The sequence below is a fragment of the Prevotella bivia DSM 20514 genome (assembly GCF_000262545.1).
Classification (GTDB): Bacteria; Bacteroidota; Bacteroidia; order Bacteroidales; family Bacteroidaceae; genus Prevotella; species Prevotella bivia.
This window is the reverse complement of the sequence record NZ_JH660660.1, coordinates 1,891,027-1,912,838: the sequence shown is the minus strand read 5'-3', so window position 1 is coordinate 1,912,838 and position 21,812 is coordinate 1,891,027. Positions and strand designations below refer to the sequence as shown.

Genomic DNA, 21,812 nt, shown 5'->3' with positions numbered 1-21,812 from the left:
AACCTTTTACCCACTAAAAGGTTATCTTTTACATTGTGAAAGGTAACCTTTTGCTATGTAAAAGATAACCTATACCATAAACGTAAAATAATAATCATATTCCTTCTGTTCACAGATAAAATTATTTTCTACCTACAAAAACACAAAAATACTAAAATATTGGATTTTTAAAATACAATCAAAACCTTTTTTCTACTTTTGTAGCAATACACAATAAATAATAGTTTTAGCACGAAAGAGCATGCAATATGAACGAAGAAAAAAGACGAGCAGCACAGCAGCGTATAAGCGAAAGCACTAGCTATAGAAACATGGAGCGCATACAAAAGGTGATGGATCAGTATTACCTTGACGGCATAATAGGACTTTTACCCTTCGGCATTGGAGATGTTATAGCCTCCTTTTGCGCCCTCACGTATGTATGGTTTGCTATGCGCAAAGTAAAAAGCATTCCGCTCACACTAGCTATTATCAACAATTCGCTTCGCGATATACTGCTAGGACTTATCCCTTTTTATATAGGCAACATTATCGACTTTTTCCACAAAGCCAACAAACAAAATATGGCATTGGTACAAGGTTTTGTAGAAGGCGATAAAGCCACTATCCATACTGTTAATAAAAAAGCCATACAAAGCGGCTTATTCATCATTCTTTCAATTGCGCTAATAGCCTTATTACTAAGCATTTTAGCATCACTAACCCTCTATTTATTCCATTTTTTGCAGGGAATTTTCTCCTAATTAATGTAAAATAATTGCAGTGAAATAAACTTTATCTATACTTTTGCATCAAATAAGAAACAAAAGGGAGAAGTTATACTAATTAAGAAAGAAAAAATGTTAGATATGAAAAAAGTAATCCTTATGATGCTATTTGCTGTTCTAGGTTTCACAACAGCTATGGCACAGCAAAACCAAGCTGAAATAAAGTTCGAATCGCTTTCACATAACTTTGGCACATTTAGTACTAGCGTGCCTATCCACAAAACAACATTCCGATTTACCAACGTAGGCAATGCTCCTTTGATTATCAATCAGGTTGTGGCAAGTTGTGGCTGTACAATACCTAAATACGACAAACGCCCTATCGCGCCAGGTCAGAAAGGTACGATTGAGGTTATTTACAACGGCAAGGATCGTTTCCCTGGTAAGTTTAGAAAAAGCATTACAGTTCGCACAAACGGTAAAACAGAAATGACACGCCTTTACATTGAAGGGGTCATGAACGATTAAGTTAAAAATAACACTCAAAACATTCCATAAGCAAGGGGTAACTGTCAAAAACAGTTACCCCTTACTTTTATAGTAATTTTAAACATATACTGACAACAGCTTTAGTATATATAATATAAATAGGTGATAACACCTTACAAAAACTTACTTTGCTATCTTTTAGAATTCCTTTTTAGTTTTCATATCCTTTTTTCTTGGATAATCCAAATTTAAGTATTAAGTTTGTAGACAAGAATAATAACTAAAACCCTCCTCTTAGTAGGAGGTGAAATTACAAAAATGGTGTCAGAGGGCAATCCTATTTTAAGTTAGATAACCTAAAATGCCATAACGTAAATACTCTATTAATAAAAATTTTTTATACTAATGCAAAAAGGTAAGATCCTTCCAGTTAGTGTATTTTTATCATGTTGTTGCTTAACATCATTCGCAAGTAATGTTGTTGGCACATCTAATGCTGCCCGCACGAATTATGTCAGTGCAGCCATAGATGGTAAAAGTTCACTTATTTCTGAAAGCCTAAAGGCTCGTGGTGTTAACGCAAACTTAAAAGTTGCGGGTACTGTCGTTGATGAGAATGGCGAACCAGTTATTGGTGCGTCTATCCGCATTAAAGGCACTCAAAGCGGTACACAAACCGATATTGACGGTAAGTATGTGCTTGATGTGCCTGCCGATGCAGTTTTAATCGTTAGCTACATTGGTTACAAAACCCAAGAAGTCGCTGTAAACGGAGCAACTACACTTGACATTAAGCTTCAGCCTGAAGCTCATCAAATTGAAGAAGTTGTCGTAACAGCGTTGGGTATTAAGCGTTCAGAGAAAGCCCTTTCATACAATGTGCAGAAAGTGGGCGGCGAGGCACTTAACACTGTTAAGAGTGCCAACTTTATGAACTCCCTTTCTGGTAAAGTAGCTGGTGTAAACATCAATGCTTCTGCTGCTGGTATGGGTGGTGCTACCCGTGTCGTTATGCGTGGTCCTAAGAGTATCACAAAGAGCAACCAAGCACTTTATGTTATTGATGGTGTACCTGTAAACAACACTAATAATGGTGAAGTGAGCGGTGGTATATATGGTTCACAACCAGGTTCTGAAGGTATTGCCGACCTAAACCCAGAGGATATTGAGTCGATCAACGTCCTTTCTGGTCCTGCGGCTGCTGCTCTTTACGGTTCGGCTGCTGCCCAAGGTGTTATTATGATCACCACCAAAAAGGGTAAAGAAGGTAAGGTAAGCGTAACGATCAGCAACAGCACACAGTTTGCTAATCCTTTCATCATGCCTGAATTCCAAAATTCTTATCTTAACCGCCCGGGTGAAGTAAAGTCATGGGGTGCTAAGGCAGCATCGCCTTACGGTGCTTTCGACCCTAAGCACTTCTTTAATACAGGTTCTAATGTTCAGAACAACGTATCGTTGACGGCTGGTACAGAAAAAAACCAAACCTATCTGTCTATTGGTACCACCAATGCTAAGGGTATTCTTCCTAACAACAAGTACGATCGTTACAACTTCACTTTCCGTAACACTACATCGTTCTTGAAGGACAACCGAATGACATTCGATTTCAACTTCAACTATATCCGTGAGAACGACCGCAACCTCACTGCTCAGGGACAATATTATAACCCACTGACAGGTCTTTATCTCTTCCCACGTGGCGAAAGCTTTAATGCTATTCGTACTTATGAGATTTTTGATGAGACACGCGGTATCTATATGCAAAACTGGAACTACGGCGATGCACTATCTATGCAAAACCCTTATTGGGTAGCTAACCGCATGGTTCGCACCAACAACCGTACACGCTATATGGTAAGTGGTCAGTTGAAGTACAAGATCTTCGATTGGTTGGATGTTGCTGCTCGTCTTCGCTGGGACGATGCTGCCACAAAGCAGGAAGATAAGCGTTACGCTTCTACTACCAACCTCTTTGCACACTCTAAATATGGCTTCTATGGCTATGATAAGGTAAACGATCAGGCACTTTATGGCGACTTGATGTTCAATGTAAACAAGGTGCTTGGCGATTACAGCATTGGTGCTAACCTTGGTACATCATTCAATCGCACTAAATACGATGTAACAGGTTTCCAAGGTGGTTTGAAGGCTCCTTCTAACATATTCACACCAAACGGTATTGACTATGGCACACCTACCAACGATAACCGTCCTATTTACGACTACTATAAGCATAGCGTTAACTCTATCTTCGCTAACGTGGAATTAGGTTGGAAGAGTATGTTGTTCTTAACCCTTACAGGTCGTAACGACTGGGACTCTGCCCTTGCTGGTACAGACAATCCTTCATTCTTCTACCCTTCTGTAGGTATGTCGGCTGTTATCTCTCAGATGGCTAAATTGCCTGAGTTTATCAGCTACTTGAAGGTACGTGGCTCATGGGCTTCTGTAGGTTCGGCTATATCAGCTAACATTACCTCGCCATGGCGCTATGGCTATAACCCTGCATCAGGTACTTACGAAACAGTAACCTACAAGTTCCCTAGCAACTTCAAGCCAGAGCGTACCGACTCATGGGAAGCTGGTCTTACTGCGCGTTTCTTCAACAACAATTTAACATTGGATGTTACCCTCTATCAGTCGAACACCAAAAACCAAACATTCTTACGCCCTATCACTCCTAGTGAAGGTTTCACAAGAGAATATGTTCAAACCGGTAACGTTCGCAACCGTGGTATCGAATTGTCATTAGGTTACAACCACAAGTGGGGTGATTTCGATTGGAGTACAAACTTCACTTACAGTGCTAACCGCAACAAGATCGTGGAATTGCTAGCCGACGAAAACGAAGTTATCAACCAAGGCGGTTTGAAGGGTGCCGACATCATTTTGAAGAAGGGCGGTACTATGGGCGACCTTTATATGACAACCGACTTTGCTCGCGATCCAGAAGGCAACCCTATTGTAAAAGATGGCAACGTAGTTCAGACAAACCTAGCTAACCCATCATATCGTGGCTCGGTATTGCCAAAGGGTAATATTGGCTTCACTAACGATTTCGGCTATAAGGGCTTCAACTTCGGTTTCGTTATTACAGCACGCTTTGGCGGTATCGTAATGTCGCAGACACAAGCATTGATGGATGCTTACGGTGTTTCTAAGCGTTCTGCTGAAGCTCGCGATAACGGTGGTATCCCTGTTAACAACGGAACTATTTCTGCTGAAAAATATTATTCAGTAGTAGGTGGCGACAATCCTATTTGGTCAGAATATATCTATAGCGCAACCAATGCCCGTTTGCAAGATGTACATGCATCTTATACTTTCCCACGTAAGTGGCTAGGCGGAATGGAGCTAACCCTTGGTTTGAACGCTCACAACCTATTTATGCTTTATAACAAAGCGCCATTCGATCCAGAGTCGACAGCATCAACAGGAACCTATTATCAAGGCTTCGACTATTTGATGCAGCCAAGTCTCCGCACAATGGGCTTCAATGTAAAACTTAAGTTCTAAACCAATAACACTAATTTAGACAAAAATGAATACAAACTATAATATTTCAAAAATACTTGCTGGTGCAGTATGTGCAGGAGCAACACTCTTTGCTATGCCTGCTTGTACTGATGGTTTTCAGGAGGATAACCGCCCTGGTAATAAGCTAAGTATTGACGAATTAAAACGCGATAACTATATCACTTCTTCTTTCATCGTTCAGATGGCTAACGAGGCTTTCCCTGAACAAGAAAATACTTACCAGATGAACGAAGACTTGATCGGTAACTATCTTGGTCGTTATATGACATACGCCAACGATGGCTTTGCAGAAAAGAACTTTGCAAAATTCAATGCTCCTAATGGTTGGGTGCGCTATCCTTTCAAGGATTCTATGCCTAAAACTGTTTCGGCATTCAATGAAATAAAGCGTTTGACAAAGGGTGATGGCGTGATGTACGCATGGGCTTTGATCCTAAAGTCGGCTAACTTCTTACGTTACACCGATATGTACGGTCCACTTCCTATTGGTGCCGATCCTAAAAATCCTAACGCTTATTCATCACAAGAAGATGTTTACAAAGCTATCATAAAGGATCTTAATAGCGCAACAGAAGTCATTAAGGGACAACTAATTACCAACCCTAACCTTACTGTTGCTGCAGAACAAGACAAGGTATATGGCGGTAAGATGGCTAAATGGCTAAAATATGCTAACTCTTTGAAGCTTCGCATTGCTATCCGCATTAGTGGTGTAGCACCTCAAATGGCAAAAGAACTAGGCGAACAGGCTGTAGCCGATGGCGTTATCGAGAAGAACGAAGACAACTTAGAGATAGCTTACAATCCTAACGGTCAGTGGAAAACTTCTGTAGAATGGGGAGATAGCCGCGCATGTGCTGACATCGAAAGCTATATGTATGGCTACGGAGACCCACGCCTATCTAAGTATTTCTCTAACACAAAAACTAAAGGTAAGCGTCCTATCATAGGTTGCCGTGCAGGTGCTAAAATTGGTAACAAAAAGATTGCTGGTGAAAGCTACTCGGCTGCTAATGTAACACAACTTACCAAAGGTGTTTGGATGACTGCTGCCGAAATGGCTTTCTGCAAAGCAGAAGGTGCTATGCTCAATTGGAAAATGGGCGATACTCCTGAAAACTTATATAATCTAGGTATCAAGCTATCATTCGATCAATGGGGTGCTGCCAATGTAGACAACTACATTAACGATGCTACCAAAACAATGGCTAGCTATGAAGATGCCGACATTAACTATGGCGGATCTGCTGGTGCTGTAAGTAATATTACCATTAAATGGGAAGCAGGTAACGATGCTGCTAACAAGGAGCGCTTGGCTGTACAAAAGTGGATTGCAATGTTCCCTGATGGACAAGAAGGCTGGAACGAAATTCGTCGCACGGGCTACCCTAAGGTGTTCCCTGTAGCACAGAACACTGGCTCTGCCCTTAATGTTCCTAATCGTATTCCTTTTGACCAAGAAGAAAGCGTCCAAAACAAGGACAACTATCTAAAGGCTGTTCAGTTACTCAAAGGAAACGACGACTACACTACAAAGATGTGGTGGCAAAAGTAATTTTTATTAAGTACCTAAAAGATACATTATTAGAATATGAAAAGTATTTTCAAAACAATATTATTCTCTGCTTTCGCAGTGGCATCACTTACAGCTTGTAGTGATGCTACTGAGACAGAGATCAAAAACCCTGCTGATCTTACTCACAACAATAAGACAGAAGCTTATTATGAGCAGCTACGTGCTTACAAAAAGACCGATCACCCTGTAGCTTTCGGATGGTTTGGTCAGTGGTCAGGTAAAGGAGCTTCATTAGAAAACTCATTGGCAGGTCTTCCTGACAGTGTGGATATGGTTTCTATTTGGGGCAACTGGAACAATCCATCAGAAGAACAGTTGAAGGATTTAAGATTTGTTCAAGAAAAGAAAGGTACTAAGGCTATGATTTGTTTCCTTGTACTTAACATTGGTGATCAGCTAACGCCAGAACAGCCTAAAGAAGGTCCTGATAGCAAACTCTCTTGGACAGAATGGAGACACAAGACATGGGGCTGGGGTTCATCGCTAGAATCAAAGATAGAAGCTGCTAAAAAGTATGCTACCGCTATTTGCGACATCATTGACAAATATGGTTACGATGGCTTTGATATGGATGCAGAACCTCATTATACTCATTATGGTGTAAACCATCCTTACGAAATGTGGGAAACCGACCCTAAAATTATAAAAGCCTTTGTAGAAACACTTGCAAAGCGTCTTGGTCCTGCTTCAGGTACAGACAAATTGCTAGTGGTAGATGGCGAACCAAATGCGATAGATGCAAAATATGCTAAGTACTTCAATTACTTTATCTTGCAGACCTATTCTGACGGTTATAATGTGCACGGCTTTGATTTCCTCCAAAACAGATTTAACACTCAATATAACCATTTCCAAAGCGAATTAAGCGCAGAAGAAATTGCTAAAAAGATTATTGTTTGTGAGAATTATGAGAGGTTTGCAAGCACAGGTGGTTTCTTTTTCAATCTCCCAACAAGAGAGAGAGTACCTTCATTAAAGGCTTTCGCTTTGTGGAACCCAATGCTCAATGGCATTACATACCGCAAAGGTGGTGTAGGAACATTCCACATGGAGTATGAATATAATGTCGATGGAAAGTTCTATCCTTCTCTTCGACAAGCTATTCAGATTATGAACCCTTCTAAGAGAAACTAATTTTATATTGAAGCATCATTATGAAGAAAAAGAATATATTATATGCGCTAACAGGCTTGGTTACTCTATCGTCTGTTTGCCTCACATCATGTGAAAATGCTGAATACAAACAGCTAACAGATCAGGCATTTATCACACAAACCAACACCAACGGCAACACCATTAAAAGATTGGCTGTTGATGTTGACGGAGTTTCGTCGGATATTAGCGTTCGCCTATCCAACCCAACAGCTAATACCTGCGTATTCAATTTTGTGGACAACTCGGGTGTGCTAAAAGCATACAACGAAGAGAATGGTACAAACTACCAACCTCTCCCCGAGAAATATTATGCGCTTTCAGAAAAAGATTTCACGATCGAAGCAGGTAAGGCACTTTCAAATACAGCTTTCCTAAAGGTTAAAGCCATTCCAGAAGAAATGACGAAGAATGGTGAGAAGTATGCTGTTGCGTTGCGCTTAACAAGCAAAGATGGTGCTAAAGAAGTATTAAACTCTGGAAGTACTATCCTTTATTTACTAGACAAGGTAGTAAAGCAGCCTGTTCCAACTATTACTAATGAAAGTGTTGTTAAGGTTAAACTAGCCAAAAATCAAAATGTAACTTTAAAGGATTGGACACTTGAATACAACGTGCGTATTAGCAAACTTGGTAAGGCTAAAGGTGAGCTAGCTAACCAGTGTATCTTCGGTGCTTGGGCTCCGTCGGGTATGGATGGCGAAATCTATACACGTTTTGGTGATGCACAGGTAGAAGGTAACAAGATACAGATTAAGACTCAAGGCGTTCAGGTAAATACAAATGCTACCTTCGAGCCTAATAAGTGGTATCACATTGCTTTCGTATGCGAAGGTTCTAAACTTACTTTATACGTAAATGGTAAGGCTGATGTAACACTAGATGTACCGGGCAAACCAGTAACCTTAGCTTACGATGATATTAAGCTTGGCAACTCAGACGGTTTACAATCAGATCTAAACATTAGCGAACTTCGCTTATGGACAGTTGCACGTACAGGCAATCAGATTATAAATAATATGTACAACGTTGATCCAAATGCAGAAAACCTCTTCATGTACTTTAAGCTCAATGAAGGTAGTGGTTATAAATTTACCGATATTACCAAAAATAAGCATACAGCTTTCAGCAACACGAATATAAAATGGAGCAAGCCTATCCGCATTGATGGTAAATAAACAACTATTTTAAAACTTAAGAACAATGAAACTTAAAATAAAAGCAATAAACATAGCGATGCTTTCACTCCCTCTCATCGCTGCTTCGTGCCAAAGCGATCCAGAGGTAGGATCTCCACTATATCCTGTCGACAACACGGTAGTAGTAAAAGGCTTTATTGATAACCGTTGCTATTTCCCTAAGAACGAAGCTACATCTGAAGTCATTCAGGCTGGAGAAGGTGGAAGGTTAACAACCTCGGGTGATACAATTAGTTTGTTTGCAGAAATAACAAATCCTACTGATAAAGATTTAACCTTTACCTTAAAGGCTGTTCCTACAACAAGTGAAGGGCTTACAGCTTTAAAAGGAGATGCTGTTTCTTTAAAAACCGCAATTGTAACGATTAAACAAGGTGAGAAAATTTCAGCAAAACCATTTACTTTTTCTATTAACAAAGAATCGGCTTCATTGAAAGCACTTAAAAACAAAGAAAAATCAGAACTTGTACTATCGTTGGAATCAAAAGATGGGCTTGATATTGTACAATCTGCTTCTACTTTTAAGTGGATTATTAGTAAAAAGATTTCTAATATCAATAGTATTGGCACGCTTGAAGGTAAGCAGCAGATTGAATTTGAAAAATATGATTATTTAGATCCTGTCTACAACTGGAAAAGCGACAAACTTAGTGATGGAGATATGAGTGATTCCAATTGTGAAAGATTCGAGATTGACAATCCAAACTCTTATGCACAGTTTAAATTCCATGAACCAACAGAGGTTAGTGGATTAACGCTAATAGTACCTGAATTTTCTAAAATGGGATACCCTGAAGGTACAATGCCTCGTGTTGTACAAATCAAGGCTCTAGTAGATGATAAGTGGACAGATATAGGAGAAGCTATATGCCCCGAGATAAAAAAATCACCTAAAGGATGGGATATTGTGTTCTTCAACAAGGTTAAGACCACACAAATAAACCTTACTTTTACAGATAACTTTAGCAATGGGAAATATCCTTACACAGTTCTTTCTGAAGTAAAATTCTACAAGTAACTTATACACTAACACTAAACAATTATATTCGTTTTAAAGAATAGGCATCTCCTCATCGTGAGGTGAGGAATGCTTTCCTTATAATAGCAATATAAGCGTTTAGAGAGTTAGTAATAAAGAAACTCCGAGTAGAAGGACTTAAAAAGCCTTTTACTCGGAGTTTTTATTTTTGGCACCTCAAAAGGGTGGAATGTGCCTAGCCGTGGGGTAAACGAGCAAAGCGAGTTAGTTTTGATAAACGCCAAAGAAAGCGATGTTCACTTGTCTCCTAGCCTCAAGAACACGTAAACGAACTTGCTTTGCCTCACAAGTAGGAATACGCAACAAACGTTTATAACCGATAGTAGTACCTTCTGCCACTACCCTCCACGCATCCTTTTTAGACGATCTTACTTCGACTACAAACTTTTCTACCCTTTGACCCTTTAAAATATCTTCTTGCAAAGCGATAACATTAAAGCTGATAGGTTGGCGGAGCGTATAGCTTAACGAATAAATATCCTTCAACTGCTTATTCACATAATAGGCACTGGCATCTATCTTCTTTGGCTGCGCTTTCTCTATCTTTACGATGTTCTTACTAGGAGCAAGCAAGTTGGTTTGGAACGTCTTATCTAATAGCTGCTTAAAACCCATTAATGAAGCCACATCTTTTTGACTGATCAATCCTTCTGGTGTGGGAGGAACATTCAAAAGCAAGACTCCATTACGCCCCACGGAAGAATAATATATTTCCATTAGCTCCTTAGGAGTTTTCACTTTATCGTCTTCTGTTTGATGATAAAACCATCCCGGACGTATCGAAACATCGGTTTCAGCAGGATACCATACAAGTGCTTTGGCCTGCATTATTTTTTCCCGACTACCAAGATCGTTTCCCACCATATCGCCTGAAGGTGGGGTTATCATTTCCTTTTGGGAATTGGCTGCTATCTGCTCTTGGCTAAGATTATCCATAGGCACTACACTCCACTCGGTTTCACGCCCTCGCCCACTCTCTGTACCTACCCAACGCACATCAGGACCCATCACAGCAATAACAGCTTTAGGCTGCAACTCGCGTATTATTTTATACCAACGCACAAAATCGTACTCCTGCTTTTTACCATTTGGCCCTTCGCCACAAGCACCATCAAACCATACCTCGCTCACTTCCCCATACTGCGTTAACAATTCCTTGAGCTGACTGACAAAGTAATCGTTGTAAGCTGATGTACCATAAAATTTTGAATTACGATCCCAAGGCGACAAATACACTCCAAACCCCATACCATACTTTTTACAAGCATCGCTCACTGCACGTACAACATCACCCTTGCCATTGAGCCATGGCGATGATTTCACACTATAATCGGTATATGCTGTTTGCCATAGACAGAACCCATCGTGATGCTTACAAGTGAGGATAGCGGTTTTAAAACCTGCATTGCGTAGAGTTTTAATCCATTGTTCGGCATCAAAATTGGTAGGATTAAACAGCGAAGGACTATCTGTTCCCTCACCCCACTCCTTATTGGTGAAGGTGTTCATGCCAAAATGTAAAAAAGCTGTAAGCTCTTGTTGCTGCCACGCATATTGACGAACTGAGGGAACAACACAGGCAGCTTTCTCAATAATCGTGGAAGGACTGTCCTCTGGCGATAGCATCACCATATTTTGTGCTTGCGTATGAAGAGAATACGCTGTTAATAGCAGTGGTAACACACCACTGTAAAAAGGTTTTATATTCATAAGAGTTTTTATTTTAAGTCTATACAAAAGTAAAAAAAGAATTTTGTATCTTTGCAATATCTTTCATAGAAATACAAGCCATTTATAACCTAAAATAAACAAAAAAATAATGAATCAGATCTCTTTTGAAAAGAAGAAAGCGAGTCCGATAACTTGGGTACCTACGCTTTATTTTGCTATGGGCATGCCTTTTGTTGTGCTTAACATGGTATGCACCCTAATGTATAAAGGTATGGGGGTATCTGACACTCAGATAGCTTATTGGACATCCTTAATTATGCTCCCATGGACACTAAAACCTATTTGGAGCCCATTTCTTGAGATATACAAAACAAAGAAGTTTTTTGTGGTAACAACCCAATTGCTATCAGGCGTTATGTTTGCGCTAATAGCCTTTGCATTAGGAGCATCGTCTTTCTTTGCCATAACAATAGCGATGCTAGCAGTGGTGGCTTTAAGTGGTGCTACTCACGACATAGCAGCCGATGGTACCTATATGTCGTTACTTTCAAACGAAGAGCAAGCGCGCTGGATTGGTTGGCAAGGGGCTTTCTACAACATTGCAAAGATAGCTGCAACGGGTGGTTTGGTATATTTGGCTGGTATTTTTATCAAGATGTTTGGTGTTACGAAAGCATGGATGGTGATAATGCTGATCATCGGTGTTATAATGATAGGCTTAGGCATTTATCATTATTTCTTCTTGCCTAAAGAAAACATAGCAGAGAAGAAAGTTGTTACTTTCAAGCAAACTTTAGACGAACTAATCTTCTTCTTCAAAGAATTTTTCCAAAAGAAGCACATTTGGTATTATATTATTTTTATCATTCTTTACCGTTTTGCAGAAGGCTTTGCCATTAAGATTGTCCCCTTATTCTTAAAAGCCTCAACAGATGTAGGCGGCTTAGGTATGAGCGAAGAAGAAATTGGTTTATGTTATGGAACTTTTGGTGCAGCAGCTTTTGTACTAGGAAGTATTCTTGGTGGTAACTACATCGCTAAAAGGGGACTAAAGAAGAGCTTGTTCTCGCTTGCGTTGATCTTTAATATTCCGTTTGTAGCTTACACCTTATTAGCTGTTTACCAACCTAGTAGTTTATGGCTTATTGGTGGAGGTATTGTAATGGAATACTTTGGCTATGGCTTTGGCTTTGTGGGTTTAACCCTATTTATGATGCAACAGATAGCTCCGGGCAAACATCAAATGGCTCACTACGCTTTTGCAAGTGGTATTATGAATCTTGGGGTAATGCTCCCTGGTATGTTGAGTGGTGTAGTAAGCGATGCCATTGGCTATAAACACTTCTTTATCTTCGTATTATTCTGTACCATTCCTGCCTTACTCATAACATGGTTTGTACCATTTACTTACGAAGAGGTGAGAGATGAGAAGTGAGAAGTGAGAATTAGAGTACACTTAAATACTATATAGCAAATAACAATGAAGAAAATTTTATTATCACTAGCCCTAAGCGCATTGGCAGTAACAGGATTTGCTGCTGATGCCGATTACAATGTAATACCTTTGCCACATAGCATTGTGATGACAAAGGGAAAAGCATTTACGCTTAACAGTAATACAACTATTGTTTGCACTTCGTCTGACGAATTGATGCAGAAGAATGCGCAGTTTTTAGCCAACTATATTAACGAATTAACAGGATTAAAGCTAACCGTTTCAAATGTTAAGCCCAAGAAGGGAGGATATATAGAGCTATTACTCAATAAAAGCATTCTAGGCGACGAAGCCTACACCATCGCTGTAAACGATAAGAAGATTAGCATTAGCGGTATGTCATCGGCTGGTGTGTTTTATGGCATTCAAACTTTGAGAAAGTCATTGCCTATAGGCGATGCTACAAAAGAGGCTATCACCCTTCCTGCAGTAAAGATAAGCGATGCTCCACGCTTTAAGTATAGAGGCATGATGCTCGATAGTAGCCGCCACTTCTTCACTATCGACTTTGTAAAGGAGTTTATCGACCTTATAGCACTTCATAATATGAACGTGTTCCATTGGCATTTAAATGATGATCAAGGCTGGCGCATCGAAATAAAGAAATATCCTAGACTCACTGAAATAGGATCAATGCGTAGTGGAACGGTAATGGGACACAACAGCGATGTTGAGGATGGTATTCCCTATAGCGGCTACTACACTCAGGAACAGTGTAAAGAAATTGTAGAGTATGCTCGCCAACGCCATATCACCGTTATTCCTGAAATTGATATGCCGGGACACATGAAGGCTGCGCTAGCTGCTTATCCTAACCTTGGCTGTACGGGAGGACCATACGAGGTAGGTCATAAGTGGGGTGTATATTTCGATGTGCTATGTCTTGGCAAAGAAGAAACTTTCAAGTTTGCAGAAGATGTACTTGACGAGGTTATACAAATATTCCCTTCTAAGTATATTCATATTGGCGGTGATGAAACCCCTACTGAACGCTGGAATGCCTGCGAAAGATGTAAGAAAGTAATGGCTGAACAGAATTTGCCTATTAAGAAGCTACAGGCTTACTTCACCAATCGCATTGAGAAGCATCTTAATAGCAAAGGAAGAGCAATTATTGGCTGGGACGAAATTCTTGACGGAGACATCAACAAGAGTGCCACGATCATGAGTTGGCGTGGTATAGAACCGGGAGAGAGAGGCGCTAAGCTAGGGCATGATGTTATTATGTCGCCTACTAGTTATTGCTATTTCGATTATGCGCAAGCCAAAGATCAGTATTCTGAACCTCAAGCACAACCACATGTAGTAACAGTAGAAAAGGTGTATAGTCTTGATCCTGCACCAGCAACAATGGCAGAAGAAAGCAGAAAGCATATTTTAGGTGCGCAAGCAAACCTTTGGACAGAATATGTTAGCAATCCTAACTTTGCTACCTATATGATCCTCCCACGTATGGCTGCACTAGCAGAGGTGCAATGGATGAACCCAGAGCAAAAGAATTTCGACCAATTTAAGGTGCGTGCTACTCGCTTATCAAAATTATACGATAAGTATGGTTATGTTTATGGAGTCCACCTTTGGCCTGAGAGATATAAGCATAATAGAGAGAACCAGTAAGAGGTGAGAGGTGAGAGGTGAGAGGTGAGAATTGAGAGTTGAGAGTTGAGAATTACCCGTCCTAGATTTCTAGTGTTTCTAGTATTCCTAGACTTTCTAGTATTCCTAGCTCTCCTAGAAAATCTCTCAACTCTCAACTCTCAACTCTCAATTCTCACCTCTCAATTCTCAACCCGATAAGCTATTCCCATTTTCCTGAGCAAGGCAGCATCACGCTTGGCTTGCTCATATTTTTTTTGCTTCCTATACACTTCTATGCGTTGTATAATATAGTCGGTATTATTGGGATCGCGCATAATAGCTTGGGTATAGTCGTATTCGGCTAAGGTTAGCAGTCCACGTTCTTCCTCCATCCCTGCTCTAGCAGCGTATGCCACAGCACTCGTAGGATATTGTTCTATCAAACCATTAATGCCATCCATTGCCTCCGTGTAGTGCTTATCCTTCTGATTGAGTAGTATCAATCCTAATTGTGCCTCAAAATGTCCAGGAACTAACTTCAGCAAATTATTATAATCTTGACGCGCAAAGCCATATCGCCCTAAACGCTCGTTGGCATAGGCACGAAAGAACAAGGCTGCGACATTGTTAGGATAATGGGCAAGAATAAGATCATAATCATCCTTAGCAGAGTTCCACTTTTCAAGCAATAAATACCATGAGGCACGCTTTAAACGGAGATCCACCGAGTCGGTATGCTGCTCTAACGCATGTGTTGCGATAAGCAATGAGTCGCGAAGAGGGTTGGTTTGTGCTTTCGTGGGGTTACAACTCCATGAAAGTAGTACCACCAACGATAATATTATTTTTTTATGTAGATACATCATTTTAAATATGAGCTAAGATTTATCAATAGCGCAAAAGTAAGCAAAAAGGGCGGAAAACTTTCAAAGCATTTCACCCTTTAGAATTAATTTGCTTATCATCTCCGACTTAGACATTTTTTTTATCATTACATAGATAATTAATAATGGTAAGTACAATATCGCCTTTTATATGTATCTTTGCACATCGGAAAAGGAAGAATATATAGACTGATGTAAATAAGCCCATAAGCTTAGGTGTAAAAATAACGTAGAAAAAAGCATATATACATTTTGCTGCAACAAAGAAAGATATTTTTTATGTCATAAAAAAAATCTATCCAATAACAAATATAAAAACATCACAAACACGCAACGATTATGAAAATAAAAGAACTTTTCGAGACTTACGAATTTGGTGAGATCTATCCTAACATAGGCTTAATGTATCCTAATGCGCGCCACTTGCGGAAGCAGTTTGAACACGCTTACAAACTATGTTTGGAGATAAAGCCCGTAACCTCGAAAAAACAAATACGTTATGAGCTGATGCAAGATCCTGACACCAACGAAATGTTTTTTGGATCGGATGATAGTGCTTTCAATGGTCCATGGGACGTATTGTTAGGCAAAGAGTTAAAGCGCGAACCTAATGTTGAACTCACCGAAGACGAAATACTTGCTAATTGCTTGCTTAACATCGTTCTCATAGGCAAACATCCTCGCCAATTTGAAGAAGATTATCAAGCTATTATTGCAAAGTAAGGATATATGGAAAGACTAAGAAATAGCATATACAAATGAATAAGAAACTATTGCTACTTCTTTGCATAGTAGGTTTATTTACTGCCTGCTCAAACTATGCAGACATTAATACGGAAAGTAAACCTATTTCGGGAAAGCACTATACTTTGCAAGAACTTGAACCTATGACTTACAAATTTAAAGTCGTTTTTCATTTTCTACAAAACAACAAGTCTGAACTATCGGCTGTACATACCACACATTTGCAAGCTATCATAGATGCAATTAATAATTTCTATGTGGGCAACACGAATGAAACAAATACAAAGGTAGTATTCGAACTTGCTGATAATGCACCTCAAGGGAAAACGCTTTCTGAAAAAGGTATTACTCGTTATAACATCACAGAAGATTCGATTAGCTATAATGCGCTGATAAACGAAAAACCTGGAGATAAGTTTTATGATATGGGTTGGGATAGAGCAAATTATATCAACATTTATGTATATACCACCAAAGAAAAGAACATCGGTGGTGTGTCTACACTCCCAAAGATGCCTAAGTCGGTGGCAAAAGATGGCGACATTGTAGCTTCTGGCAATGAATATACTTCTTATAATGTATCGGTTACACTGCAAAAAGCATTGCTAGGTTTATGGCTAAAGATTGAGAAAAAATACCCTAATATTAGTCCAGCTAAGGTTATACCTTCTGATTCGAATCCTGTCAATGTGCTTGCCCACGAGCTAGGACATTATTTGGGATTATATCATGTTTTTCATACAAAAGAAGCTGATAACGATTATTGCGAGGACACGAAAGAATATGATCGCAATGAATATATGAAACGAGTTGATGCAGCTCAACCTACTATAGATGCAGCCATAAAAGCTAATGATGCCAAAGCTTATTATGCTGCTATAGATCCTTTATTTATGCGTACTCCTATGAATGGTGGCTCTAGCTTTAGATCGGTAAACATTATGGACTATTATTATACTGATGCCAACAAGTTTACTGCTGACCAAGTGAAACGTATACGACGACATCTCTATTATAGCACCACTATTCCAGGACCAAAGGTTCACCTAGGAACTGGCTCACGTGCAACGATAACAGCACCTAGCAAACCCTACATTATTATTTAATACACAAAAAGTCATATCAACAGATTGTGAAAAGTTGATATGACTTTTTTCTTTTATCATTGCGTTATATTATATTAATGTGTATCTTTGCCACAAGCATTCATTTAATAATCACGACTATGGCAAAAAGGTTATCTACCCTATTACTACTTATTAGTGTCTTTACTACCCTATCTGCTCAACACTCCACAGAATTGGGATTCTATCCTGTTTTCACAACCTTAGAGTTTAGTGAGGTTTTAGAGAAGTTTCCTACTACGATTAAGCAAAAGATCATTTATAGAAACGAAGATACCATTGCCAACACTTCAGACACTATAAGCGCTAACGAGGACGTAATAATAACCGATTCTACCGATAACATTCTTACTTTCTTCTATAGTGTTTTGCCTCGCGATACTGCGCTCGTGGGGCGATATATTCGTGCGCAACAGCTAACGAACAAAAAACTAAAGGGGACAAAGCTATTTTGGCATCCGTCCGACGAATATCCTAGTGAGGTTTATCTCGTGTTAGCAAAGGTAGATAGCGAGTATAAACTGGTAAATCCGATATTAACCAACTTAGAGAAAATTAAAAGTGGAGAGGGAATGTACTCGTGTCATCTCCAATTTGCACATCAAGATGGACTAAAGTGGGCACACCTTACATGGGAGGCAATAGGTAGTTCCATAGCTATCGTTGTGGATAATAAGGTTACCAATTTGCCCATAGTAAACCAAATGATTTCTGGTAATAGAGCCGCTATTGATGTAAGTTCGGAAGAAACAATGAATTGGCTATACGATAAACTTACATCGCTCATCGCTGCCGATCCTTTCCAACCACTTTGGAAACCTGACTATAAAGTGGGCGAAAAATATACCTACAACATCACAGGGACAAAAGCAAAACACATAGGTAAATTTACGATTGAGGTAAAGGAGCGAACCGCAGATGGATGGAAAATGGAAGCTATCCTTAAAGACTTTCATTTGCTAGACGATAATGAAAACATTGCCAAGATGCCTGATGCTGCAGATCTTTTGAAGCTATTTAGGAATACCTTTAATACGTTAATAAACCGTCCTATCACTTTGCGACTTGATAAATATGGAAATTATAACCTTATGGAAACGGAACGACAGCTCAACGAGATATGGGGTAAAAGTATTCAAACGCAAATGGAAACTTTTGTAAAAGAGAAATATCCTCAATACAAGACAATGAAGGAGTTTTTTGCATCAACAGAAGGTAAAGATATGGGTATGGTTATAATCGCATTACTCAGCAATATCAACCCTGCATTATATCATATCCCCTTACAAAATTTATTTGCCTTGAACAACCAAGTGGCACTAGGAAAGCAAAAAGGCGAACTATTTAATCTTGGCGTATTGGCAAATTATACGTTAGCATCGCCTATGCAGAAAGACAATACTTATACTGTTAATGTAAAGGAATCAACCGTTTCGGGTAGCCATAATTATATCGTTACCACTGATGGTTGGGTTGTTAAATTCTCAGCTCCCATTCTAACAGAAGAACCTTGGATAGTAATAAGAGAATAAGAATTACCCATTTACAAGCATTAGATGATCCTATCATTTTAATTGTTCACGAAGAAGAAACCTATATTTGAGGCAAACTTGCTATGGGGATACATTGCTTTGAGCTTATACATACCGTTAGGCAAGCCAATAATAGAAACGGTGTTGCCCTTTGGTGTACCCGATAGTTGTCGAACTATATTTCCTTGTAATGTCTCTACTGTATAATAGCGAGCTTTAAATGCTACCATCTTGCAAGGAAGTTCAAGTGTTATGCCATCATTAGAGAGCATGACACTATGAGTAGAAGTTGTAGTACGACTACGCTCTTGCAAGGCAATACTCTCATTATCAAACCTATCAATAGCTGTTATAGCATAATGGATATTGTGCTGCTGATAAGGATTTTTAAGCGTAAGCATCTTACCACTAAACTTAGCATACACCATGTTTTCAGCCTTAGTAATATCTACGGGGAATGTCTTGCTCGCATAAATATTATAATAAGGTGATATTCCTTCCCATGCAAGCAGTTTGGTATTACTATCCTCTGACATAATCAAGTCATTATCTTTACAATACGAAGGTGCAGCCACAGTTTGTTGTTTACTTTCTAAAGCCTGTGGAAGCGCAGGATAAGCATTAAATTGTTGCTCAAAATCGAGTATTCCTTGCTTATTATTAGTGAGAAAGGCAGAGCGGAAGTGAGCATGTCCTATACCAAGATCACGACTCACATTCATTTGTCGTTTCACCTCATTGAGTTTCCAATTGCCCTCTCGCGGATCAAGAAAATAGGTACCGATACCCGATACGATCTCCTTCGCATGCTTGTTCTCCTCCCAGTCGGCAAGGAAAGGATAATAATTTGTGCCACGGAAATACTGCATAGGATAGAGCTGATCCATCAATCCTTGCCGTAACCACTCTTGCGACTCTTGTGAAAGGCGATCTCTGCCATTATAATTCTTAGATGAATAGTGGTTGAGATCAGCATATTTACCAATGGGCGAACATGACATTTTCACCCATGGTTTGATAGCTTTAACCTGATCGTGAATGGCACGCACAATGTTTGTTATCTGTGCCCGACGATCATCACGCGTATCACCATATCTGCCCGTTGGCGAAGACCAACCGTCAGGATAACGAATATAGTCGAGATGAATACCATCGACATCATAATTTCTTACCACTTCGCCACATATTTGTGCTAAATAGTTAGGTACTTGACTATCCGCAGGATTCAAGTATGCACCAGTAGACAAATAGCGCAACTTGAAACCCTTTTGTACAAGCATTCTAGCCCCCAAAGAGTGTTTACTCCCAGCAGGCATAGAAGCTATCCACGCATGAATAGCCATACCACGCTTATGACATTCATCTACCACAAACTTCAATGGATCGTAACCATTACTAGGGGCTTTCCCCTCTTTTCCAGTAATACATTTATCCCATGGCTCAATAGCAGAGGGATAGATCGTAGCTGCACGCACACGTGTTTGTAGGAGTACAGTGTTAATGTTGGCTTGTTGATATTGGTCGAGCAAAGTTATAAGCTCCTGCTTCTGCCTTTCAATGTTCTCGGGCGATGTAGCATAAGTTTTAGGCCAATCAAGATTAGCAAAGGTGGTGAGCCATACCGCTCTCGTTTCTCGCTTTGGCGATTGAAAGTTGGGGTAATTATTTCTCACGGTTTGTGCCATACTTGATATACTCATAAAGGCTAAAAGGAGAAGAATACTTATTTTGCTGTACATATTTTATTTTTCCATTAAATCTTTTGGAAAATTTGTTCATGATTTTTCCAAAAAGTGTTCTTTTTTTTTGTGTAAACATCTCTATCATCTACAAAGATATATATTTATTTTTGTATTTCATATCTTTTCTCTACCTTTGTCAAGATTAGATATTATACTTAATAATATTCTATCACTAAAATATTTTTAGATTGTCAAAATACAAAAGAAAGTTATGTTGAAAAGATTAATGACACTCATGGTAATTTCCATGTTAACATTAGGAGCATTTGCTCAATTTCAAGAAGGTAAAGGCTATTTGGGTGCTTCGGTTACAGGTTTAAATCTTCACTATAATAGTGCAAATGGCTTAAATATAGGTATTGAGGCAAAAGCTGGTTACCTTGTAGCAGACAACTTAATGGTACTAGGAAGTGTTAGCGCTGAACATAATGGTTCTGATGCTGTGGCAGATCATTTTTCAGTGGGTGCAGGCGGAAGATATTACATCACACAAAATGGTTTATACCTTGGCTTAAATGCTAAGTATATTCATGCTAATCATAACTATAACGATGTTATGCCTGGTGCAGAAGTAGGCTATGCTTTCTTCATTAACCGCTCTGTAACAATAGAACCTGCAGTTTATTACGATCACTCTTTTAACGACTCAAAGTTTTCTACCGTAGGCTTAAAGGTGGGCGTGGGTATCTATTTGTTTGACGATTAAGACAAAAGGCTCCTAAAGGATGCAGCAATATCCTTCATTATTACTAGAGAAAGCTGTTAACGAGTTTTCACAGCTTCCAGGAATAGGTCGCAAAACGGCACTCCGATTAGTTCTCCACCTGCTTCGTCAATCGACGACTCAGGTGGATGACTTCTCTAATGCAATGGTTGAAATGAAGCATAACATTAAGCATTGTAAGGTGTGTCATAACATTTCAGATACAGATATTTGTCCCATCTGCTCGGATGCAAGGCGCGATACAACAGTGGTGTGTGTGGTTGAGAATATTCAAGATGTAATGGCTATCGAGAACACACAGCAATTTAACGGTTTGTATCATGTACTTGGTGGTATTATCTCGCCAATGGATGGAATAGGTCCGAACGATCTCGAGATCGAATCGCTCGTAGAACGTGTGCGTTCTGGAGAAATAAAAGAGATTATTCTAGCCTTGGCAAGTACTATGGAAGGGGATACAACCAACTTTTATATTTCCAGGAAGTTGAAAGAATTTGATGTAAAACTGTCGGTAATAGCACGAGGTATTTCTGTTGGCGATGAGCTAGAATATACTGACGAGGTAACTTTGGGTAGGAGTATCATTAATCGTACCCCTTTTGATAATTAAAGACTT

General features: G+C 39.4%; 17 protein-coding genes. 14 read left to right on the top strand and 3 right to left on the bottom strand.

The window, feature by feature from the left end; translation table 11 throughout:
- The first annotated feature begins 248 nt into the window (after positions 1–248).
- The 7 genes from PREBIDRAFT_RS10470 to PREBIDRAFT_RS10440 all read left to right on the top strand — a co-directional run bounded on the left by PREBIDRAFT_RS10470 (position 249) and on the right by PREBIDRAFT_RS10440 (position 9,681).
- Positions 249–743, top strand: coding sequence for a DUF4112 domain-containing protein (locus tag PREBIDRAFT_RS10470; RefSeq protein WP_004337612.1), 495 nt, complete (start codon positions 249–251; stop codon positions 741–743).
- 105 nt (positions 744–848) lie between these two features.
- Positions 849–1,235: a DUF1573 domain-containing protein gene (locus PREBIDRAFT_RS10465; protein ID WP_004339892.1), complete on the top strand. Its 387-nt coding sequence runs from the start codon at positions 849–851 to the stop codon at positions 1,233–1,235.
- 366 nt (positions 1,236–1,601) lie between these two features.
- A complete protein-coding gene (locus PREBIDRAFT_RS10460) occupies positions 1,602–4,715 on the top strand; it encodes a SusC/RagA family TonB-linked outer membrane protein (RefSeq protein ID WP_004337610.1) in 3,114 nt (1,037 codons plus the stop codon).
- 25 nt (positions 4,716–4,740) lie between these two features.
- Positions 4,741–6,291, top strand: coding sequence for a SusD/RagB family nutrient-binding outer membrane lipoprotein (locus PREBIDRAFT_RS10455; protein ID WP_004337609.1), 1,551 nt, complete (start codon positions 4,741–4,743; stop codon positions 6,289–6,291).
- Between the two features lie 36 nt (positions 6,292–6,327).
- Positions 6,328–7,446: a glycoside hydrolase family 18 gene (locus tag PREBIDRAFT_RS10450; protein WP_004337608.1), complete on the top strand. Its 1,119-nt coding sequence runs from the start codon at positions 6,328–6,330 to the stop codon at positions 7,444–7,446.
- Positions 7,447–7,466: 20 nt separating this feature from the next.
- Entirely contained in the window at positions 7,467–8,642 is a 1,176-nt protein-coding gene (locus PREBIDRAFT_RS10445) for a DUF1735 and LamG domain-containing protein (RefSeq protein WP_004337607.1), read from the top strand.
- Positions 8,643–8,667: 25 nt separating this feature from the next.
- A complete protein-coding gene (locus PREBIDRAFT_RS10440; RefSeq protein ID WP_004337606.1) occupies positions 8,668–9,681 on the top strand; it encodes a hypothetical protein in 1,014 nt (337 codons plus the stop codon).
- Positions 9,682–9,906: 225 nt separating this feature from the next.
- On the opposite strand, the gene PREBIDRAFT_RS10435 is transcribed toward PREBIDRAFT_RS10440, so the two are convergent.
- Positions 9,907–11,412 (bottom strand): alpha-L-fucosidase, encoded by a 1,506-nt coding sequence (locus tag PREBIDRAFT_RS10435; protein ID WP_004337605.1) that lies wholly within the window; start codon positions 11,410–11,412, stop codon positions 9,907–9,909.
- Between the two features lie 109 nt (positions 11,413–11,521).
- On the opposite strand from PREBIDRAFT_RS10435, the gene PREBIDRAFT_RS10430 reads away from it, so the two are divergent.
- Positions 11,522–12,808: an MFS transporter gene (locus PREBIDRAFT_RS10430; RefSeq protein ID WP_004337604.1), complete on the top strand. Its 1,287-nt coding sequence runs from the start codon at positions 11,522–11,524 to the stop codon at positions 12,806–12,808.
- A 45-nt stretch (positions 12,809–12,853) separates the two neighbouring features.
- On the top strand, positions 12,854–14,485 hold the full coding sequence (locus tag PREBIDRAFT_RS10425) for a beta-N-acetylhexosaminidase (RefSeq protein ID WP_004337603.1): 1,632 nt from the start codon (positions 12,854–12,856) through the stop codon (positions 14,483–14,485).
- 161 nt (positions 14,486–14,646) lie between these two features.
- On the opposite strand, the gene PREBIDRAFT_RS10420 is transcribed toward PREBIDRAFT_RS10425, so the two are convergent.
- Positions 14,647–15,309, bottom strand: coding sequence for a tetratricopeptide repeat protein (locus PREBIDRAFT_RS10420; RefSeq protein ID WP_036875615.1), 663 nt, complete (start codon positions 15,307–15,309; stop codon positions 14,647–14,649).
- Between the two features lie 360 nt (positions 15,310–15,669).
- Between PREBIDRAFT_RS10420 and PREBIDRAFT_RS10415 the strand changes: the two genes are divergently transcribed.
- The 3 genes from PREBIDRAFT_RS10415 (at position 15,670) to PREBIDRAFT_RS10405 (ending at position 18,730) form a co-directional block, all read left to right on the top strand.
- Positions 15,670–16,053: a hypothetical protein gene (locus PREBIDRAFT_RS10415; RefSeq protein WP_004337601.1), complete on the top strand. Its 384-nt coding sequence runs from the start codon at positions 15,670–15,672 to the stop codon at positions 16,051–16,053.
- A gap of 35 nt (positions 16,054–16,088) precedes the next feature.
- Positions 16,089–17,180: a zinc-dependent metalloproteinase lipoprotein gene (locus PREBIDRAFT_RS10410; protein ID WP_004337600.1), complete on the top strand. Its 1,092-nt coding sequence runs from the start codon at positions 16,089–16,091 to the stop codon at positions 17,178–17,180.
- A 119-nt stretch (positions 17,181–17,299) separates the two neighbouring features.
- Positions 17,300–18,730 carry a SecDF P1 head subdomain-containing protein gene (locus tag PREBIDRAFT_RS10405; protein ID WP_004337599.1) on the top strand — a complete coding sequence of 477 codons (1,431 nt, stop codon included), beginning with the start codon at positions 17,300–17,302 and terminating at the stop codon, positions 18,728–18,730.
- 38 nt (positions 18,731–18,768) lie between these two features.
- Here the strand turns inward: PREBIDRAFT_RS10405 and PREBIDRAFT_RS10400 are convergent, their stop codons facing one another.
- Entirely contained in the window at positions 18,769–20,469 is a 1,701-nt protein-coding gene (locus PREBIDRAFT_RS10400; protein WP_004339887.1) for a glycoside hydrolase family 10 protein, read from the bottom strand.
- A gap of 214 nt (positions 20,470–20,683) precedes the next feature.
- Here PREBIDRAFT_RS10400 and PREBIDRAFT_RS10395 point away from each other — a divergent pair, with 214 nt between their 5' ends.
- Complete coding sequence (locus tag PREBIDRAFT_RS10395; protein WP_004337596.1) at positions 20,684–21,178, top strand: outer membrane beta-barrel protein; 495 nt, start codon at positions 20,684–20,686, stop codon at positions 21,176–21,178.
- A gap of 19 nt (positions 21,179–21,197) precedes the next feature.
- Positions 21,198–21,806, top strand: coding sequence for a recombination mediator RecR (recR, locus tag PREBIDRAFT_RS10390; RefSeq protein WP_004337595.1), 609 nt, complete (start codon positions 21,198–21,200; stop codon positions 21,804–21,806).
- The last annotated feature ends 6 nt before the right edge of the window (positions 21,807–21,812 follow it).

Excerpts from the sequence above, each read along its gene's own strand:
- PREBIDRAFT_RS10420 (WP_036875615.1), bottom strand. The coding sequence starts at position 15,309 with ATGTATCTACATAAAAAAATAATATTATCGTTGGTGGTACTACTTTCA.
- PREBIDRAFT_RS10410 (WP_004337600.1), top strand. The coding sequence starts at position 16,089 with ATGAATAAGAAACTATTGCTACTTCTTTGCATAGTAGGTTTATTTACT.
- PREBIDRAFT_RS10450 (WP_004337608.1), top strand. The coding sequence starts at position 6,328 with ATGAAAAGTATTTTCAAAACAATATTATTCTCTGCTTTCGCAGTGGCA.
- PREBIDRAFT_RS10470 (WP_004337612.1), top strand. The coding sequence starts at position 249 with ATGAACGAAGAAAAAAGACGAGCAGCACAGCAGCGTATAAGCGAAAGC.
- recR (WP_004337595.1), top strand. The coding sequence starts at position 21,198 with ATGCAGCAATATCCTTCATTATTACTAGAGAAAGCTGTTAACGAGTTT.
- PREBIDRAFT_RS10465 (WP_004339892.1), top strand. The coding sequence starts at position 849 with ATGAAAAAAGTAATCCTTATGATGCTATTTGCTGTTCTAGGTTTCACA.
- PREBIDRAFT_RS10425 (WP_004337603.1), top strand. The coding sequence starts at position 12,854 with ATGAAGAAAATTTTATTATCACTAGCCCTAAGCGCATTGGCAGTAACA.
- PREBIDRAFT_RS10440 (WP_004337606.1), top strand. The coding sequence starts at position 8,668 with ATGAAACTTAAAATAAAAGCAATAAACATAGCGATGCTTTCACTCCCT.
- PREBIDRAFT_RS10395 (WP_004337596.1), top strand. The coding sequence starts at position 20,684 with ATGTTGAAAAGATTAATGACACTCATGGTAATTTCCATGTTAACATTA.
- PREBIDRAFT_RS10445 (WP_004337607.1), top strand. The coding sequence starts at position 7,467 with ATGAAGAAAAAGAATATATTATATGCGCTAACAGGCTTGGTTACTCTA.
- PREBIDRAFT_RS10460 (WP_004337610.1), top strand. The coding sequence starts at position 1,602 with ATGCAAAAAGGTAAGATCCTTCCAGTTAGTGTATTTTTATCATGTTGT.
- PREBIDRAFT_RS10455 (WP_004337609.1), top strand. The coding sequence starts at position 4,741 with ATGAATACAAACTATAATATTTCAAAAATACTTGCTGGTGCAGTATGT.
- PREBIDRAFT_RS10435 (WP_004337605.1), bottom strand. The coding sequence starts at position 11,412 with ATGAATATAAAACCTTTTTACAGTGGTGTGTTACCACTGCTATTAACA.
- PREBIDRAFT_RS10430 (WP_004337604.1), top strand. The coding sequence starts at position 11,522 with ATGAATCAGATCTCTTTTGAAAAGAAGAAAGCGAGTCCGATAACTTGG.
- PREBIDRAFT_RS10415 (WP_004337601.1), top strand. The coding sequence starts at position 15,670 with ATGAAAATAAAAGAACTTTTCGAGACTTACGAATTTGGTGAGATCTAT.
- PREBIDRAFT_RS10400 (WP_004339887.1), bottom strand. The coding sequence starts at position 20,469 with ATGTACAGCAAAATAAGTATTCTTCTCCTTTTAGCCTTTATGAGTATA.
- PREBIDRAFT_RS10405 (WP_004337599.1), top strand. The coding sequence starts at position 17,300 with ATGGCAAAAAGGTTATCTACCCTATTACTACTTATTAGTGTCTTTACT.